The sequence below is a fragment of the Bradyrhizobium sp. CCGUVB4N genome (assembly GCF_024199945.1).
Classification (GTDB): Bacteria; Pseudomonadota; Alphaproteobacteria; order Rhizobiales; family Xanthobacteraceae; genus Bradyrhizobium.
The window spans coordinates 7,313,686-7,331,165 of the sequence record NZ_JANADP010000001.1; the positions used below are offsets into that span (position 1 = coordinate 7,313,686).

Consider the following 17,480-nt stretch of genomic DNA (forward strand, 5'->3'; position numbering starts at 1 on the left):
GCATCATGGCTAATCATGATGTCGGTTGCAACTTACGGGGGTGTTCCGGATTGCTTCGCTTTGCTCGCAAGGACGAGGCGCGCGAAAATTCGCCATTGACAAATGAATTCGCTAATATCTAATTTATCGCCAGAACAACCGGCCGCGCCAAGGCGGCCCATAAAAGAGAGGGAACGACGATGAGAGGGCTTTTGGCCTGCACCATGCTCGCGGCCATGACGTCTGCCGCCATGACCACTATTGCGAGCGCGCAAGTCTCCGACGACGTGGTGCGGATCGGCGTGCTGACGGATCTCTCCAGCTGGGGCCGCGACAATTCCGGACCCGGATCGGTCGAGGCCGCCAAGATGGCGGTGGAGGAATTCGGGCCGACCGTGCTCGGCAAGCCGATCGAGATCATCAGCGCCGACCACCAGATGAAGACCGACGTCGGCGTCAATATCGTGCGCGGCTGGTTCGACAACGGCAAGGTCGATGCGGTCGTCGACATTCCCAATTCCGGCATCGCGATCGCCGTGCACAACATGGTGCGCGAGCGCAACAAGATCGCGCTGCTGTCCGGCCCCGGCGCGAGCTCGCTCACCGACGAGCTGTGCAGCCCGAACACCGTGCACTTCACCTACGACACCTATGCGCTGTCGAAGGTGACCGCCTCCGCCGTGATCAAGGAAGGCGGCAAATCCTGGTACTTCATCACCGCGGACTACGCCTTCGGCCAGCAGCTCGAGAAGGACGCCACGCGCTTCATCAACGAGATGGGCGGCAAGGTGCTCGGCGGCGTCAAGCATCCGACCAACACCGCCGACTTCTCCTCCTTCGCGCTGCAGGCGCAGAGCTCCAAGGCCGACGTCGTCGCCTTCGCCAATGCCGGCCAGGACACCGACAACGCCATCAAGCAGTCCGGCGAGTTCGGCCTGGTCCAGGGCGGCCAGAAGCTGGTCGGCCTCCTGATGTTCGACACCGACGTGCACGCGATCGGGCTGAAGTCCGCACAAGGCACCTACATGACGACGGCGTCGTACTGGAACATGGATGAGGCGACGCGGGCCTGGTCGAAAAAGTTCTTCGCCCGCACCAATGTGATGCCGACCATGATCCAGACCGGCGTCTATGGCTCGGTCCTGCACTATCTCAAGGGCATCAAGGCCGCCGGCACCGACGATCCGGCCAAGGTGATGGCCAAGATGCGCGAGCTGCCGATCGAGGACACCTTCGTCCATGGTGGCAAGTTGCGCGAAGACGGCCGCGTCATCCGCGACATGTACCTGGCGAAGGTGAAGTCGCCCGAGCAGTCCAAGGAGCCCTGGGACTATCTGGAGATCATCAAGACCGTGAAGGGCGAGGACGCCTATCGCCCGGTCTCCGAGTCCAAATGTCCGCTGCTGAAGAAGTGAGGCTCACATGACCGGCAACGAGCGCAACGCAAGCGAAACATACGAGTGCGATGTGCTCGTGGCCGGATCGGGTGCGTCCGGCATGTCGGCCGCGATCACCGCACGCTATCGCGGCCTCGACGTGCTGATCGTCGAGAAGGAGCCGCGCTTCGGCGGCACCACCGCCCGCTCCGGCGGCTGGCTGTGGATCCCCGGCACCTCGCTGGCGAAAGTCTACGGCATCGCGGAGACGCCGGAGCAGGCCCGCACATATCTGCGGCACGAGGCCGGCAACAATTTTGACGCCGCGCGCGTCGATGCGTTCTTGAGCGCCGGCCCCGAAGCCGTCGACTTCTTCACCACCAAAACCGCGCTGCGCTTCGACATGCCGCTGGTGTTCCCGGACTACCATGCCGAGGTGCCCGGCGGCACGCAGGGCGGCCGCTCCATGGTGACGCGCCCGTTCGACGGCCGCGAGCTCGGCGATCAAATCAAGACGCTCGGCATGCCGCTGCCCGAGCTCACCGTGTTCGGCATGATGCTGGGCTCCGGCAAGGAGATCATCCATTTCATGCGCGTGACGAAGTCGCTGACCTCGGCGGTCTACGTCGCAAAGCGCCTGTCGCGGCACCTGATGGACGTGCTGCGCTACGGCCGCGGCATGACCTTGACCAATGGCAACGCGCTCGCCGGCCGTCTCGCCAAATCCGCGCAGGATCTGAAGATCCCGATGTGGCTATCCTCGCCGGTGCGTGAGCTGACGGTGGAGAACGGCGCGGTGACGGGCGCGATCGTTTCGCGCGAGGGCCGCGAGGTCCGTGTCCGTGCGCGCGCGGGCGTCGTGCTCGCCTGCGGCGGCTTCCCGCATGATGTCGAGCGGCGCAAGAAGATGTTTCCCCACGCGCCGACCGGCCATGAGCACTTTTCGCCCGGCCCGACCGGCAACACCGGCGACGGCCTGCGCCTGGCCGAAAGCGCGGGCGGGCATGTCGAGGACCGCCTGCCGAATGCGGCGGCCTGGGTGCCGGTGTCGCTGACCACGCGCAAGGATGGCTCGAAGGGCGTGATGCCGCACTTCATCGACCGCGCCAAGCCCGGCGTGATCGCGGTGATGCGCGACGGCAAGCGCTTTGCCAATGAAGGCAATTCCTATCACGACTTCGTCCAGGCCATGATCAAGGCCGCAAAGCCCGGCGAAGAGATCGCGGCCTATCTCGTCTGCGATCATCCGACGCTGCGCAAATACGGCCTCGGTTGCGTGCCGCCGTTCCCGATGCCGCTCGGTCATCACCTCGCGACCGGCTACCTCATGCGCGGCGACACGCTTGAAGCGCTGGCGGCGAAGGCCGGCATCGATGCGAAAGCGTTCGTCGAGACCGTCAAGCAGTTCAATGCGACCGCTCCGCAGGGGCATGACGCCGCATTCGGCAAGGGCTCAAAGGCCTATAACCGCTACCAGGGCGATGCCATGCACGGCCCCAACCCCTGCATCGCGCCGATCGAGAACGGTCCGTACTACGCCATCAAGATGGTGGTCGGCGATCTCGGCACCTATGCCGGCATTGTCACCGACGAGAACGCGCGTGCGCTCGACGCCGAGGGCCGGGTGATTCCCGGGCTCTATGCCGCCGGCAACGACATGGCGAGCATCATGGGCGGCAATTATCCCGGCGCCGGCATCACGCTTGGGCCGGCGCTGACCTTCGGCTACATTGCCGGCCGTCATCTCGCCGACAGCGCCGCCAAGCGCGACGCGGCGTAAACCACACGCCAGGGGGCGCATGAAGAGAGAAAGCCGCGGCATCCAGTCGATCGAGGTCGGCGGAGAATTGCTCCGCGCCCTCGCCAGGAGCGGCGAGCCGATGATGCTGCGCGATCTCGCGCGCGAGGCCGGCATGACGCCGGCCAAGGCGCATCCTTATCTCGCCAGCTTTTCGCGCATCGGCCTGATCGAGCAGGACGAGACCACCGGCCGCTACGAGATCGGCGCGCTCGCGCTCGAGCTCGGCCTGATCAGCCTGCGCCGCCTCTCCGGCGTCCGCATCGCCCAGCCGAAGATCGCCGCACTGGCGAGCCAGATCGGGCACGCCGTCTCGCTCGCGGTCTGGGGCACGCACGGCCCGACTGTGGTCCAGCTCGAAGAGCCCGGCCAGCCCGTCCACATCGTGATGCGCGCCGGATCGGTGATGGCACTGCTGGAAACCGCGACGGGCCGCGCCTTCGCAGCCTTCCTGCCGGAGAAGACCATCAATGCCGCGCTCGAAAGCGGCCTCGATCGTCACGGCGTCGGCTACAATCCCAAGCGCGCCGTGAAAGGCGCCAAGGTCACCGAGATGCTGACCGAGGTCCGCAAGCACGGCCTCGCCCGCGCGCTCGGCGATCCCCTGCCCGGCGTCAATGCGTTCTCGGCGCCGGTGTTCGACCATGCCGGCCATGTCGCGCTGGTCATCACCGCGATGGGGCCGGAAGGCACGTTCGATGCGCGCTGGGACAGCCCGATCGCTCACGCCTTGCGCGATTGCGCGAGCCACATTTCGAAGCGGCTCGGCTACGGCATGACGATCGCGGCGGAGTGAGGTTTCCCAGTCGTCCTGGCGAAAGCCAGGACCCATTACCCCAGGGAGTAGTTGTCGTCCAAGCTCGTGACCACAAATCTTCGTCAAACCACGTCTTGTGGTAATGGGTCCTGGCTTTCGCCAGGACGACACCGAAAGTGTAGCCGCGACTTCCTCTACTTCTCCTTCACCGGCACCGTGTAGTTCAGGATCAGCCGGCCGCCATCGGGATAGATGGTCTGTCCGGTGATATAGGACGCATCGTCGCTGGCGAGGAACGCCACGACGGAGGCGACCTCGCTCGGCTCGCCGCCGCGCCCCGCAGGCGTCCGCGACATCACGGTCTTGCGGGCGTCTTCGGAGGTGTAGATCGAGGACGCCACCATGTCGGTCAGGATCGTGCCGGGGCCGACCGCGACGACGCGGATGTTGTGCGGGGCGAGCGCGACGGCGGCAACCGACGTCAGCTGCTTCATGCCGCCCTTGGACATGGCGTAGGTCGCAAGCGCGGGGATCGCCAGCAGCGCGTTGACCGAGGACATGTTGATGATGACGCCACCGCCGCCTTGCGCGATCATCTGTCTGGCCGCGGCCTGGACGCCGAAGAACGCGCCCTTCAGATTGATGCCGATGATCTCGTCGAATTCGGCTTCGGAAATCTCCAGGATGTCGCGGTTGCGGGCGACACCGGCATTGTTGACCATGATGTCGAGCCGGCCGAACTCTTTCGCGGCGGTGGCGACGAGCTGGTCGACGTCGGCGCGCTTGGCGACATTGCCGACGACGGTGCGCAGAGCATCGGGCCGGCCGAGCTCGGCAGCCGTTGCCGCCAGGCCATCGGCATCGACATCCGAGATGACGACTTTCACGCCGTCATCGAGGAACCGCTTTGCGCAGGCCTTGCCGATGCCACGTGCCGCGCCGGTGATGGCGGCGACCTTGCCGGATAGTTTCATGGGTCTCACTCCAGAATAGCTGCTTGGGCAGCGAGCTATCCCGGAGAGGATTCCGGTTCAAGCTGCCGCGAAGCCGAGATGAGCACGGAACCGGTTCTTGATAAAGACGGCATCGCGCGAAGGCAGCGAACGCGGCGGATTTTCCGCCCTCACCTTGATGACAAAAAGCCGCGGACCATCGGCCGGCTCGGCGATTTGCGCCGCGAGGTCTTGCACCTCCTCGATCGTCCGCACCGTCGCAGTGGCAGCAAAGCCGCAGGCCGCGGCAATCGCGGTGAGATCGACGCCGCGGCCGGTGTGGCTCGCCTGCATGCCGGTCTCGCCGAAATGCTGGTTGTCGATCACGACGATGTCGAGATTGCGCGGACGGGCGACGCCGATGGTGGCGAGACCGCCGATGCCCATCAATTGCTCGCCGTCACCGGTCAACGCGAGGACGCGCTTGCCCGGCTGGGCCTGCGCCAATCCAAGCGCGATCAGCGCAGCGCCGCCCATGGCGCCCCAAAGATAGAAATTGGCGTCGTGGTCTCCGACGGAATGCAAATCGTAGGTGGGAGAGCCAAGGCCGGAGACGACCAGCGTGTCCTTGCGGTTCTTGAGAAGAGCCGCGACGGCGGCGCGGCGATCGAGCTCGGAGGGAACGGTCATCGATATCACCACTTCTTCTTGCCGATCAGGCGCTGCCCGATCAGGACTGCAATCTGCTGGTCGGATTCGTAGGCGAGCGACGCCGCGGATTCGACGGTCTCGACCAGATCCTCCGCCGTCTCAGCCCGCATTACCTTCAGCCCGATGGCCTCCAGCGAGGGCTGCGTCGCCCGGCTCATCGGCACCTGCCAGGGATTGAACTCCGCCCATTCGCCGCGCATCGTCACCAGCATCAAGAGCGGAAAGCGGCCGATCGCCGACAGCGACAGCATGTTGATGCAATTGCCGACCCCGCTCGACTGCATCAGCAGCACGCTGCGCTGGCCACCGAGCCAGGCGCCCGCGGCAATCGCGATGCCTTCCTCTTCCGTGGTCAGCACGTTGGTGGTGACGTCGCGGTCGGCCGAGAACATGCGGATGAGCTGGCTGTGACCGGCGTCCGGCACGTACGACATCTGCTTGACGTCGGCGGCCTTGAGGACCCGATAGAGCTCGCTCGGCCAGTCGGTTTCAGGATTGGGCTTGGGGCTATGCACCGCGTGTCTCCGTGAATTGCGAGCGGCACGCTAGCGATGTTCGGGCGCAAAAGCTCTGACCGTCTGGGACGATCAGATATCGAAGGATTGTATAGCTGGGTTTTCGCGCAGTGCGGATGATTGCGCCCTCTCCCCTTGCGGGACAGGGCATCACCGCAGGTCGACACAAACTCACTTGGGTGAGGGGCACGTCTCCACGCACTCACGCGCAGCTATGTGCGCCGAGAGATACCCCTCATCCGGCGCTTCGCGCCACCTTCTCCCGCATCCGCCTTCGCCAAGGCTTCGGCGGACATGAGGGGAGAAGGGAAGAGGCACCGCCGTTCAGGCTGGTTCAGTTCGCCACCGACCTCGCCGCCGCCGGCATGTAGATCTGCGCGTAGCCTTCCTTGATCGCCGACGTGATGCGATCCAACCGGCGATCGATGTGCTTCTCCAGCACCGAGACGCAGGCGTCTTCGTTGCGCGCCTTCAACCCTTCGACGACCGCGCGGTGCTCGGCCTGGGTGTTGGAGCGGTTGATGCTGTCCATGTCGATCCAACGCACGAAGCGGATGCGGGCGTTGACGTTGCGGAGCACGCGCAGCATTTCGGCGTTGTTCGACATCGCCATCAGCCGCTCGTGAAAAGTTTCGTCGAGCTCGACCAGTTCCACTGACGAGCGCTCGCCGGGATCGGGGCCGGTGGCTTCGAGGAATTTCAGGAGCGCGTCGATGTCCTCGTCCTTGGCACGCTTGATGGCGAGGCGGACCGAGGCGACCTCGATCGACTTGCGCAGCTCGTAGAGATCGAAGATCTCGTGGGCGTCGAGCTCGCGGCAGAAAAAGCCCTTGCCCGGCGTGAAGCGCAGGAAGCCTTCGGTGTTGAGACGGTTGAGCGCTTCGCGCAGCGGCGTGCGGCTGACGCCGAGGCGTTTGGCCAGCTCGCCCTCGTTGAGCCGTTCGCCCGGCTTGAACTCATAGCTCACGGCCATCGCCTTGAGCTGTTCATAGACGCGATCGACGATACTATCGGAAGCCAGTTCCACGTTGCTCATATCAACTGCATTCATGCCCGCACACAGCCCAATATACCGGGGCTGCGGGCGCGATTGCAATGCAAACGAGGGCAGAGGTTGTGAAGAGCTTCGCAACCGCCGGACTTAGCCGAAGGCGCGCGGCCGCAGTCCAGCATGAAACCAGGTGATCATGGAATAGATGTCATAGACCGGCAACCCGACCTCGGCCTGCAACGCGGCCGCGTAGGGCGGCATATTGGTGCATTCGAGCACGATCGCGCCGACATCGGGGTTTTTGGCGACCAGCTGCTTTCCGGCCTCGACCACGTCACGCTCGGCCTGCGCCACGTCCATGTCGTCCTTCTCGGCCTTGATCAGGACGCGGAAAAACTCCTTGCCGTGCTCGGTGCCCACCAGCGGCGTATCGAGCGGCACGCCGGCGCCTTCGAGATGGGCCGGCGTCAGGGTCGAGCCCGACACCGTGACGAGACCGACGCGCTTGCCCGGCGGCAAGGTCGCCTGCACCCACGGCACCTGCATCAGCGACGAGGTCGCGACGGGAACGCCGACGGCCGCCGCGATCTCCTTCTGGAACAGCGAGAGGAAGCCGCAATTGGTGGTGATGGCTTCGGCCCCAAGCCGCACCAGATCCTTGGCCGCATCGATGAAGTCAGGCAGCAGGCCGGCGGCACCCTTCAGCACCACCTTCTCCGGCGAAGCACCGCTCACCACGCGATAGAGCACGGGGAATGGCCAGGTCGTGCCGTTGCCCATGTCGCCGGGAATGCGGGGGAAGCGTGCTTCCAGCATCAGGATGCCGAGCGGCGCGCCATAGATGGCCTTGCCGCCACGGGCGATACGGGAAGACGAGCTGGCTGCGTTGGTCATGGTGCGATCTCAGAGGAAGCGAGTGGGCGAAAATGGCGCGAGCGGGATTTCGGGCTGCTTGCCGCTCAGGAGTTGCGCGACGAGACGGCCGGTGCGGGCCGAGCCGACCAGGCCGATATGGCCGTGGCCGAAGGCATAGACGATGTCGCGCGAGGCGCGCGCGTAACCGATGCAGGGAATGCCGTCGGGCATGCTCGGCCGATGCCCGAACCAGGTTTTTATGCGCGAAGCCGGGATATCTCTCGGCAGCTTGGGGAACATGCCGAGAAGGTTGTTGCGCAGGATCTCGGCGCGCTTCCAGTTTGGCGCGGCCTCGAGGCCGGCGATCTCGACCGTGCCGGCGGCGCGCAGACCCTTGTCGGTCCAGTTCACCACCATTTTTGCGTCGGATGCCATCATCGAGCTGCGCGGACCTGATTCCGGATGCTCGATCATGACGTGATAGCCGCGCTCGGTTTCCAATGGCAGGGGATCGCCAACGGAAGCGGTCAGCCGTTTCGAATGCGCGCCGGCCGCAACCACCGCAGCGTCACAAGCGATCTCGCCCGTCTCGGTGAGGACGGCGACAATCTTGTTGCCGGAAAGCTTGAGGCCCGTCGCCTTGGCGCGCACGAGTTTCGCGCCGTTCGCCAGCGCGTGCTGGGCCAGCGCTGCAACGTAAGCGCCGGGATCGCGGCAGCGGCCGGCCTCCTCCACCACCACGCCAAAAGTGTAGCGCGGATGCAGATCCGGTTCGCGCTGACGCATCTCGTCGGCGTTCAGCTCCATCCATGCGACGCCGACCTTCTTGCGCAGGCGCCAGCCGAGATCGTTGTCGAAATTGCCGCGCGACGGGAACACGTGCATCACGCCGTTGCGCTCGACCAATTCAGGGACGCCGGCCTCTTCCGCGAGCTTCCGGTGCAAGAGCGGCGCGTCCTTCAGGAGATCACGCAGCGCAAAGGCGGTCTTCTCGACGCGCGCCTCGGTCCAGCCCGAGAGCAGATATTTGATCAGCCAGGGCAGCGCCTTCGGCAGATACGACCAGCGGATCGCGAGCGGGCCGAGCGGATCCAGGAGATAGCCCGGCACCTTTTTCCAGATGCCCGGCTCGGCCGGCGGGATCACCGAATGCGAGGAGAGCCAGCCGGCATTGCCGTAGCTCGCCGCCTGCTCGCCACCAGGCTCGCCCGCGTCGATCAGCGTGACGCGATGGCCCTCGCGCAGCGCCTCGATGGCGCTGATCACGCCGACCGCGCCTGCTCCGATGATGGCGACGTGGCGGCCCTGCGACATTGCTTACGCCTTCACTGCCGGCGCAAAATCCTTGCCGACCGAGATCGCGCGCGGATCGATGATGCAGTGGAGGATCGACGGCTTGCCCGAGGCCAGCGCACGCTCGAACGCCGGCGCGAATTCTTCGGTGCGCTCGACGCGCTCACCATGGCCGCCGAACGCCTTGGCGTACATCGCGAAGTCGGGGTTCTTGAGCTGGGTGCCGACGACGCGACCGGGATAGTCGCGCTCCTGGTGCATGCGGATGGTGCCGTATTGCGAATTGTCGACAACGATGACGATCAGCGGCGCGTCATACTGCACGGCGGTCGCGAATTCCTGGCCGTTCATCAGGAAGCAGCCGTCGCCGGCAAAGGCGACGACGACGCGATCCGGATATTGCCGCTTTGCAAGAACCGCCGCCGGCACGCCATAGCCCATCGAGCCCGAGGTCGGTGCGAGCTGCGCGGCGAAGCTGTGAAAGCGGTGATGGCGATGGATCCAGCCGGCATAATTGCCGGCGCCGTTGCAGACGATCGCATCCTTCGGCAGGCGGTCGCGCAACCAGGTCATGACCTGGCCGTACTGGAACGTGCCCGGCAGCTCGCGCGCCTTGTCGGTCCAGGCGAGGTAATCGGCATGCGCCTTGGCGGCTTCGCCCTTCCAGGCCACCGCGCCCGAAGGCTTCAGCGTTTCGACGGCGGCGGCGAACGCGGCTGGTGTCGCCTGGATCGCCAGCGCCGGCTGATAGATGCGGCCGAGCTCTTCCGAGCCCGGATGCACGTGGATCAGCTTCTGCTTCGGCGTCGGGATATCGAGCAGCGTGTAGGACGATGACGGCATCTCCGACATGCGACCGCCGATGAGAAGAATCACATCGGCGTTGTCGATGCGGGCCTTCAGCCCCGGGCTCGGCCCGATGCCGAGGTCGCCGGCATAGTGCGAATGATCGGCGTCGATCAGCGACGCCCGGCGGAACGAGGTCGCGACCGGCAGGTCGAAGCGCTCGGCAAAGCGCGCGATGCTCTTGGTGGCGTCATCGGTCCAGCGCGAGCCGCCGAGGATGACGAGCGGCGCCTTGGCGCTCGCGAGCATCGCACCGACCTGCTCGAGATCTGATGGCGCCGGCCAGCTCACCGCGGGCTCGATGCGCATGGCGTCAGCGACGGCGGCGGTCTCGGTCAGCATGTTCTCCGGCAGCGCGATCACGACCGGACCCGGGCGGCCCTGCATCGCGACGCGGAAGGCGCGCGCGACCAGCTCCGGAATGCGGTCGGGACGATCGATCTCGACCGCCCATTTCGCCATGGTGCCGAACACCGCCTTGTAGTCGAGCTCCTGGAACGCCTCGCGCTCGCGCATGCCGGTGTCGACCTGGCCGACGAACAGGATCATCGGCGTCGAATCCTGCATCGCGATGTGGACGCCGTGGCTGGCATTGGTCGCGCCGGGGCCGCGGGTGACGAAGCAGATTCCGGGACGGCCGGTGAGCTTGCCATAGGCTTCCGCCATCATCGCAGCACCGCCTTCGGCGCGGCAGATCACGACGTCGATCGGACTGTCATGCAGCGCGTCGAGCGCGGCGAGATAGCTCTCGCCCGGCACGCAGGTGACGCGATCGACGCCCTGGGCGACCAGCTGATCAATCAGGATCTGGCCCCCGGTGCGGGTGTTTCTGATGGTCATGACAGCTCCCTGCAGGCTTTGGCGATACGCTCTAGGAGCCCGTCCAGATATCTTTCTGGTTGGCGCATTTTGACACGAATCCCGCTCATGCGGCCCTTGCGAGGTTAGCGAGCTTCACGAGGTTGTGGGCGGTGCAGATCATCGCCCATTCGGCACGCACGTTGGCCAGGCCCCGCAACAGGAACTGGCGGAAGCCGCGTGCCTGCTTGATCTGTCCGAACACCGCCTCCACGATCTGCTTTCTTAGCCGGTAGGGGGTGTCGAAGCCGCCATCGGCAATCTTTTTTCTCATCGCCTGTGTCAGCGGTCCGCCGACCTTGCCGTTGTCGGCGGTGGGGCGCTTGGCGCGTCCGGTGGCGATGTAGCCGTCGATCCCGCGCTGCTCGAGGCTCGCAAGATTGGCCTCGCTCAGATAGCCGCTGTCGGCGGAAGCTTGTTGTGGCTTGTGGCCGAGATTGGCTTCGATGCCATCGACCAGCGGCACCAGTTGGCCATGGTCGCTCGTGCTCGGCGTCAGCCCGTGTGCAACGATGATCTGCGCTTTGCCATCGACGGCCGCCTGCGCGTTATAACCCTGGATGAAGCCGTCCTTGGTTTTGAGAATGCGGCTTTCAGGATCGGTGAAGTTGCGCTGTGCCTTTGCGGCAGGCTCGTCGGATGGCGGCGCGGCGGGCTTGCCGGTCTTCTTGCGACCCTCAGCCTCGCGGCTCTTCTGCTTCTCGGCCTCGATGCGACGCTCCTCGTCGGCCGCGGCCTTGGCCTCCGCCTCCAGCTCAGCCTTGGCCGCAGCGATCCTGGCGATCCGCTTCTGCTTGTCGGCGACCCAGTCGGGCAGTTCGTCGCCACGTTTGGTGCCGTGCAGCTTGTCGTCTTCGGCATCCGCGGCCTCGGCGGCGGCCAGCCAGCGATCGACCTCGGCCTGCAGTTCGGCTTGGCGCTTCTTCATGTGTCCATAGCTCATCGCCTTGTGTTTGGACGCATTCGCCCTGATCTTGGTGCCATCGAGCGCGACATGCCCAAGCCGTACCAGCCCAGCCTTCTCGGCGAGCTTCAACACCTGCACGAATAGCCCGGCCAGCTGGTTGAGGTGCCGCTTGCGGAACTCGGAGATGGTGCGGAAGTCCGGCGCATCGAGGGCTGCGATCATCATGAAGTCAGCGCGCTCGATGCACGCCTTGGCGATGCGCCGGGAGGAGTAGATGCCGCTCGCATAGCCGTTGAGCAGCAGCCCCACCATCAGGCGCGGATCGAACGGCGGCTGGCCGAGCGCACTCGTGTAGCTGCCGCTAATCTCGGTGAGGTCGAGGCTCTCCCGCACCAGTTCCACGATGAACCGTGACAAGTGGTCCCTTGGTACGAAATCCTGCACGCTGGGCGGCAGAAGCTGCGGCTGATCAATCTTCCAGAGGCGAAAATACTTGCTCATCGCCGCCAATAGAATCAGAAACCCACCCAATTGAACAGGGACTACTCGGACAGGCTCCTAGTACTACTGAGTCAGAAAAGTGTCTGATTCAAAAGATCGCGGGCGAGATCCTGTGAGAATCAGTTACCTGTTGAGATTCAGGCATCGGCAACGGGGGCTGATATGGATCTCCGGACATCAGGCGGCAGTGAATCGCGATTTTCGGCTTTTGTCGAGAAACTTGTGAGTGTGATCGGACATGCGGACCGGGCCCAGCCGTTGTTTGATTATTGCATCGGCTTAATCATGCCGGGGGAGCGTAAAAGCGTTGAGCCTATGGCAGCGGTAACGGCACCTGATCGGACGGCGGCGCAGCATCAGTCGCTGCTGCACTTCGTCGGCCAATCGCCTTGGTCTGACGAGGGTGTTTTGGCCAAAGTGGGTGAGATGGTACTGCCGGCGATAGAGCGCCATGGACCGATCGAAGCGTGGATCATCGATGACACCGGTTTTCCCAAGAAGGGAGCGCACTCGGTCGGTGTGGCGCGTCAATATTGCGGGCAGCTCGGCAAGCAGGATAACTGCCAAGTCGCGGTATCCCTGTCGCTTGCCAATCACCACGCCAGTCTGCCGGCGATGTATCGTCTCTATCTGCCGCAGGAATGGGCGGCAGATAAGAAACGTCGGCGCAAAGCGGGCGTGCCCAAGGAGATCAGCTTTAAGACCAAGCCAGAGATCGCGCTTGAACAGATCGAAGCAGCCTGCAGAACCGGGCTTCCTCGCGGCGTGGTGCTGATGGATGCCGGATATGGCTGCAACACGGACCTGCGGACCAGCATCAGCGCGTTGGCGTTGACCTATGTGGCTGGTATCTTGCCAAACACCACGGTGTGGACATCCGACACGGCGCCGCTACCGCCGAAAAAATGGTCGGGCAAAGGGCGACCACCAAAGCTGCTGCGCCGCGACCACAAGCATCAACCGATTTCGGTCAAGGAGCTTGCTCTTTGCCTTCCTAAGCGGGTCTGGCGCACGATCAAGTGGCGAGAGGGCGCGGCCGAGCGGCTATCGTCGCGCTTCGCTCGCGCGCGCGTTTGCGTCGCGCATCGAGATTACCAACTCACCGAAAGCCGACCGGAAGAATGGCTTTTGATCGAATGGCCAGAAGGTGAGGACGAGCCGACCAAATACTGGCTTTCAACGTTGCCGGAAACGATCACTTTTGGAAGGCTAGTCGATCTAACCAAGCTGCGCTGGCGCATCGAGCGCGATTATCAGGATCTCAAACAAGAGGTCGGGCTCGGGCATTTCGAAGGGCGAGGTTGGCGTGGCTTCCACCACCACGCTACGCTGTGCATCGCAGCCTACGGATTCCTGGTCTCCGAGAGGGAGACGATTCCCCCCTCGGGATCTCGTTCCACCAGGCCGTTCAAGAGACTTGCGGTTTCCAACGGTTACCGACCCAGAGGCTCCGCTGCTGCGACCCGAACGTCACATCCCGAACTCGATTGCGACGATGCGGCGAAGACTGATCGTTGCCATCGTCCGCACCCTCTCACGCTGTCCCTGTTGCATTCGCCCGATCAAACAGCGCCTTCTTTTGTGACGCAGTAAGACTAGGGCTTCGCGCAAGTTTTGTTCCGAGGTGGCGTAGGACAGGCGGAAATAAGGTGCAAGGCCGAAACAGCTGCCCGGCACCACGGCCACGTCATGCCTCTCCAGCAGGAAGCGGCAGAACGCCGCGTCGCTGTCGATGATGGTGCCATCAGGCGCGCGGCGGCCGATCAGGCCGGCACAGCTGGCATAGGTGTAGAACGCGCCCTCCGGCCGGCGGCAGGTGACGCCGTCGATGGCGTTGAGCGCATCGACCACGATGTCGCGGCGACGCTGGAACGCAGAACGGCGCTCGATGAGCACGTCCTGCGGCCCGGTCAGGGCGGCGATCGCAGCCGCCTGACTCACCGAGGACGGATTGGTCGTGCTCTGGCTCTGCACCACCGCCATCGCCGCGATCAATTCGCGCGGGCCGCCGCCATAGCCGACGCGCCAGCCGGTCATGGCATAGGCCTTGGAGACACCGTTCACCGTCAGCGTGCGCGATTTCAGGCTCGGCTCGAGCGCGGCGGCCGTGACGAACGGCAAGCCATCGTAAGTGAGATGCTCGTAGATATCGTCGGCCATCAGCCAGACATGCGGATGACGCTTGAGCACATCCAGGATCGGGCGCAGCTGCGCCGCGGAATAGGCCGCACCGGTCGGATTGGCCGGCGAGTTCAGGAGCAGCCAGCGCGTCTGTGGCGTGATCGCGCGCTCGAGATCGGCGGCATCGAGACGAAAGCCGTTGTCTTCGCGGCAGAGCACGTCGACCGGCGTGCCGTCGGCGATGCGCACCATGTCGGCATAGCTGGTCCAATAGGGCGCGACGAGGATCACCTCGTCGCCGGGACTGAGCGTTGCCATGAAGGCGTTGTGGATCACCTGCTTGGCGCCGGCCCCGGCGGTGATCTCGTCCGCGGCATAGACCAGATCGTTCTCGCGGCGGAATTTCTCGGCGATGGCCGCCTTCAATTCGACCGAGCCGTCGAGGATGGTGTACTTCGTCTGGCCGGCGCGGATGGCGCGCTCGGCTGCGTCCTTGGCATGGTCGGGCGTATCGAAATCAGGCTCGCCGGCCCCTAGCACGATCACCGGCCGCCCCTCGCGCTTCAGCCGCTGCGCGACCGCGCCGATCTTGAGGATCTCGGACACGCCGATCGCGCTGATGCGCTGTGCGGGGCGGAAAGTCGATGCGGGAGCCCTGACAGTCACAGCCGTCCTCTACGCGCGCGCGGCGATCGCGATCACTTCGATACGGAAGGCTGGATCGGCGAGCTCGACCTTGCCGCAGGCGCGGGTCGGCGTGTTGCCGGGCACGACCCAGGCGTCATAGACCGCGTTCATGGCATCGAAATCGTCCATGGTCTTCAGCCAGACCTGAACGCTGAGCAGGCGTGACTTGTCGGTGCCGGCGCGCGCCAGCATGTCGTCGACCTTGGCCAGCGCTTCTTTCGTCTGCTGGGTGATGTCGGCGGTCTTGGTGTCCGCCACTTGGCCCGCGAGAAAAACGAGATCGCCGAACACGGAGGCGCGGCTGCGGCGGGCATTCTGGTCGATGCGGGTGATATCCGACATGGGATGTCCTTATTGCTTTACTTGCCGGTGGCGATGATGCGGCGGCAATGATCGAGCGCGGCACCAATGAGGTTGTCGCTCGCCTCCGGCGTGCGGAACGCCGAATGCGCCGACAGCGTCACGTTCGGCAGTTTTGTCAGGGCGTGGCCGGCCGGCAGCGGCTCGACCGTGAAGACGTCGAGGCCGGCATGGGCGATGTGGCCCGAGCGCAGCGCGTCGAGCATCGCGTCCTCGTCAACGACGGCGCCGCGCGCGGTGTTGATCAGGATGCTGCCGGGACGCATCTGCGCGATGCGTTCGCGCGACAGGAAGCCCTTGGTCTCGTCGTTGAGCAGGAGATGCAGCGAGACGACGTGGCTCTCGGCGAGCAGCTTCTCCAGCGAGACGAACGCGACGCCCGGATGCGTCTTCGGCGTCCTGTTCCAGGCGATCACCTTCATGCCGCAACCCGCCGCCATGCGCGCGGCTTCCGCAGCGATGCCGCCGAAGCCGATCAGGCCGAGCGTCTTGCCGGTGAGCTGCACCGCGTCGCGGCGCAGCCAATTGCCCTCGCGCATGCCGCGATCCATCTCGCCGAAGCTCTTGGCAGACGCCCACATCAGCGCGATCGCGCATTCCGCCACGGCGGTGTCGCCATAACCCTTGATCGTGTGCACGGAGATGCCGCGCTGGCTAAGCTCTTCCGGATTCATGTAGCTGCGCGCGCCGGTGCCGAGGAAGACGACATGCTTCAGCGCCTTGCACTTCTCGGCGATCGGGGTCGGCACCGCGGTGTGGTCGACGATCATGATCTCGGCATCGCCGAGCAGGCCGGGCAGATCGTCGGGCTTGATCGAGGGATTGCGGTTGATGCCGACCGGCAGCCTCGAGGCAGCCAGCAGCTTGTCGGTCACCGCCGCCAGGGTCTCGTTCGCATCGACGAATAGGGCGCGCACAGGCCTCTCCTTCAGCACATCTCGATATTGCGTTCAGTCTTGTATTCAGAGTTGAATGCGATTTGCAATCCCTGGCTTTCAGGAATTTTGCGCAATCCTGCCAAGATATTGGGCTCATTTCTGCCTTGCCGCCCAAATGGTCAGCAAATCGAAATACCGTATTGCATTTTATCCTGAATACAGAAATAGTCCAGTGGCCGGAGACGATCCGACCCAAATTCCAGGGAGACAGAGACCATGAATCGCAGGGACGCTCTCACCACTGTCGCGCTCGCGGGCGCCGCGATGGCTGCCGCCAGCGGATCGGCCAAGGCCGACGCACCGACCTCCACGCTCGACCGCATCAAGAAGAATGGCCTGCTGCGGGTCGCCGTCATCGTCGGACAGGAACCCTACTTCCACAAGGATCTCGCCACCAATGAATGGTCAGGCGCCTGCATCGAGATGGCCAGGGACATCGCGAGCAAGCTCGGCGCCAAGCTCGAGACGCTGGAATCGACCTGGGGCAACCAGATCCTCGACCTCCAGGCCGACAAGGTCGACCTCGCCTTCGCCGTGAACCCGACGCCGGAGCGCGCGCTGGTGATCGACTTCTCGACGCCGATCCTGGTGCACTCCTTCACCGTCATCACCAAGAAGGGCTTTGCCAAACCGCAGACCTGGGCCGATCTCAACAAGCCCGAGGTCAAGATCGCCGTCGATATCGGCTCCACGCACGAGACGATCGCGCGCCGCTATTGCCCCAAGGCCAACATCCTCGGCTTCAAGAACCGCGACGAGGCGATCCTTGCGGTTGCGACCGGACGCGCCGACTGCAACGTCTCGCTCGCCGTGCTGTCCGTCTCGACGCTGAAGAAGAACCCGAACCTCGGCGATCTCGCGATTCCGCGCCCGCTCCTGACGCTGCCGACCAACATGGGCATCCGCGCCGAGAGCGACCGCCGCTACAAGGATTTCCTCAGCGCCTGGGCCGACTACAACCGCTCGATGGGCCAGACCCGCGAATGGATGCTCAAGGGCTTCGAGGCTGTCGGCCTCACCGCCGACGATCTCCCGCCCGAAGTTCAGTTCTGATC

15 protein-coding genes and 1 pseudogene are annotated in these 17,480 nt (G+C 64.6%); 5 read left to right on the forward strand and 11 right to left on the reverse strand.

Annotation, left to right across the window (positions count from 1 at the left end; genetic code table 11):
• Positions 1-179 precede the first annotated feature (179 nt).
• The 3 genes from NLM31_RS33910 to NLM31_RS33920 are packed head-to-tail and all read left to right on the forward strand — an operon-like array spanning position 180 to position 3,949.
• Positions 180-1,394, forward strand: coding sequence for an ABC transporter substrate-binding protein (locus NLM31_RS33910; protein ID WP_254195087.1), 1,215 nt, complete (start codon positions 180-182; stop codon positions 1,392-1,394).
• Positions 1,395-1,401: 7 nt separating this feature from the next.
• The gene (locus NLM31_RS33915; RefSeq protein WP_254195088.1) at positions 1,402-3,135 is read left to right on the forward strand and encodes an FAD-dependent oxidoreductase; all 1,734 of its coding nucleotides are present in this window, start codon (positions 1,402-1,404) and stop codon (positions 3,133-3,135) included.
• Positions 3,136-3,154: 19 nt separating this feature from the next.
• The gene (locus NLM31_RS33920; RefSeq protein ID WP_254195089.1) at positions 3,155-3,949 is read left to right on the forward strand and encodes an IclR family transcriptional regulator; all 795 of its coding nucleotides are present in this window, start codon (positions 3,155-3,157) and stop codon (positions 3,947-3,949) included.
• 155 nt (positions 3,950-4,104) lie between these two features.
• On the opposite strand, the gene NLM31_RS33925 is transcribed toward NLM31_RS33920, so the two are convergent.
• The 8 genes from NLM31_RS33925 to NLM31_RS33960 all read right to left on the reverse strand — a co-directional run bounded on the left by NLM31_RS33925 (position 4,105) and on the right by NLM31_RS33960 (position 12,319).
• A complete protein-coding gene (locus tag NLM31_RS33925; protein WP_254195090.1) occupies positions 4,105-4,884 on the reverse strand; it encodes an SDR family NAD(P)-dependent oxidoreductase in 780 nt (259 codons plus the stop codon).
• A gap of 57 nt (positions 4,885-4,941) precedes the next feature.
• Complete coding sequence (locus tag NLM31_RS33930) at positions 4,942-5,532, reverse strand: thiamine pyrophosphate-dependent enzyme (protein ID WP_254133624.1); 591 nt, start codon at positions 5,530-5,532, stop codon at positions 4,942-4,944.
• Positions 5,533-5,537: 5 nt separating this feature from the next.
• Entirely contained in the window at positions 5,538-6,068 is a 531-nt protein-coding gene (locus NLM31_RS33935) for a thiamine pyrophosphate-binding protein (RefSeq protein WP_254133625.1), read from the reverse strand.
• A gap of 334 nt (positions 6,069-6,402) precedes the next feature.
• Positions 6,403-7,104, reverse strand: coding sequence for a GntR family transcriptional regulator (locus NLM31_RS33940; protein WP_254133626.1), 702 nt, complete (start codon positions 7,102-7,104; stop codon positions 6,403-6,405).
• A gap of 105 nt (positions 7,105-7,209) precedes the next feature.
• Entirely contained in the window at positions 7,210-7,953 is a 744-nt protein-coding gene (locus NLM31_RS33945) for an aspartate/glutamate racemase family protein (protein WP_254195091.1), read from the reverse strand.
• A 9-nt stretch (positions 7,954-7,962) separates the two neighbouring features.
• Positions 7,963-9,228 (reverse strand): FAD-binding oxidoreductase, encoded by a 1,266-nt coding sequence (locus tag NLM31_RS33950; protein ID WP_254195092.1) that lies wholly within the window; start codon positions 9,226-9,228, stop codon positions 7,963-7,965.
• Between the two features lie 3 nt (positions 9,229-9,231).
• Positions 9,232-10,893, reverse strand: coding sequence for a thiamine pyrophosphate-binding protein (locus NLM31_RS33955; RefSeq protein ID WP_254195093.1), 1,662 nt, complete (start codon positions 10,891-10,893; stop codon positions 9,232-9,234).
• Between the two features lie 85 nt (positions 10,894-10,978).
• Positions 10,979-12,319, reverse strand: coding sequence for an IS1182 family transposase (locus NLM31_RS33960; protein WP_254191428.1), 1,341 nt, complete (start codon positions 12,317-12,319; stop codon positions 10,979-10,981).
• Between the two features lie 162 nt (positions 12,320-12,481).
• On the opposite strand from NLM31_RS33960, the gene NLM31_RS33965 reads away from it, so the two are divergent.
• Positions 12,482-13,912, forward strand: coding sequence for an IS701 family transposase (locus NLM31_RS33965; protein ID WP_254128465.1), 1,431 nt, complete (start codon positions 12,482-12,484; stop codon positions 13,910-13,912).
• 3 nt (positions 13,913-13,915) lie between these two features.
• Here NLM31_RS33965 and NLM31_RS33970 read toward each other — a convergent pair.
• The 3 genes and pseudogenes from NLM31_RS33970 to NLM31_RS33980 form a co-directional block, all read right to left on the reverse strand.
• Positions 13,916-15,106: pseudogene (locus NLM31_RS33970) on the reverse strand (pyridoxal phosphate-dependent aminotransferase); the annotation flags it as partial.
• Positions 15,107-15,115: 9 nt separating this feature from the next.
• A complete protein-coding gene (locus NLM31_RS33975; RefSeq protein WP_254133631.1) occupies positions 15,116-15,469 on the reverse strand; it encodes a RidA family protein in 354 nt (117 codons plus the stop codon).
• A 17-nt stretch (positions 15,470-15,486) separates the two neighbouring features.
• Positions 15,487-16,404, reverse strand: coding sequence for an NAD(P)-dependent oxidoreductase (locus NLM31_RS33980; protein ID WP_254195094.1), 918 nt, complete (start codon positions 16,402-16,404; stop codon positions 15,487-15,489).
• Positions 16,405-16,641: 237 nt separating this feature from the next.
• On the opposite strand from NLM31_RS33980, the gene NLM31_RS33985 reads away from it, so the two are divergent.
• Positions 16,642-17,478, forward strand: coding sequence for a transporter substrate-binding domain-containing protein (locus tag NLM31_RS33985; protein ID WP_254195095.1), 837 nt, complete (start codon positions 16,642-16,644; stop codon positions 17,476-17,478).
• Positions 17,479-17,480 lie beyond the last annotated feature (2 nt).

Excerpts from the sequence above, each read along its gene's own strand:
- NLM31_RS33910 (WP_254195087.1), top strand. The coding sequence starts at position 180 with ATGAGAGGGCTTTTGGCCTGCACCATGCTCGCGGCCATGACGTCTGCC.
- NLM31_RS33915 (WP_254195088.1), top strand. The coding sequence starts at position 1,402 with ATGACCGGCAACGAGCGCAACGCAAGCGAAACATACGAGTGCGATGTG.
- NLM31_RS33920 (WP_254195089.1), top strand. The coding sequence starts at position 3,155 with ATGAAGAGAGAAAGCCGCGGCATCCAGTCGATCGAGGTCGGCGGAGAA.
- NLM31_RS33925 (WP_254195090.1), bottom strand. The coding sequence starts at position 4,884 with ATGAAACTATCCGGCAAGGTCGCCGCCATCACCGGCGCGGCACGTGGC.
- NLM31_RS33930 (WP_254133624.1), bottom strand. The coding sequence starts at position 5,532 with ATGACCGTTCCCTCCGAGCTCGATCGCCGCGCCGCCGTCGCGGCTCTT.
- NLM31_RS33940 (WP_254133626.1), bottom strand. The coding sequence starts at position 7,104 with ATGAGCAACGTGGAACTGGCTTCCGATAGTATCGTCGATCGCGTCTAT.
- NLM31_RS33945 (WP_254195091.1), bottom strand. The coding sequence starts at position 7,953 with ATGACCAACGCAGCCAGCTCGTCTTCCCGTATCGCCCGTGGCGGCAAG.
- NLM31_RS33950 (WP_254195092.1), bottom strand. The coding sequence starts at position 9,228 with ATGTCGCAGGGCCGCCACGTCGCCATCATCGGAGCAGGCGCGGTCGGC.
- NLM31_RS33955 (WP_254195093.1), bottom strand. The coding sequence starts at position 10,893 with ATGACCATCAGAAACACCCGCACCGGGGGCCAGATCCTGATTGATCAG.
- NLM31_RS33960 (WP_254191428.1), bottom strand. The coding sequence starts at position 12,319 with ATGAGCAAGTATTTTCGCCTCTGGAAGATTGATCAGCCGCAGCTTCTG.
- NLM31_RS33965 (WP_254128465.1), top strand. The coding sequence starts at position 12,482 with ATGGATCTCCGGACATCAGGCGGCAGTGAATCGCGATTTTCGGCTTTT.
- NLM31_RS33975 (WP_254133631.1), bottom strand. The coding sequence starts at position 15,469 with ATGTCGGATATCACCCGCATCGACCAGAATGCCCGCCGCAGCCGCGCC.
- NLM31_RS33985 (WP_254195095.1), top strand. The coding sequence starts at position 16,642 with ATGAATCGCAGGGACGCTCTCACCACTGTCGCGCTCGCGGGCGCCGCG.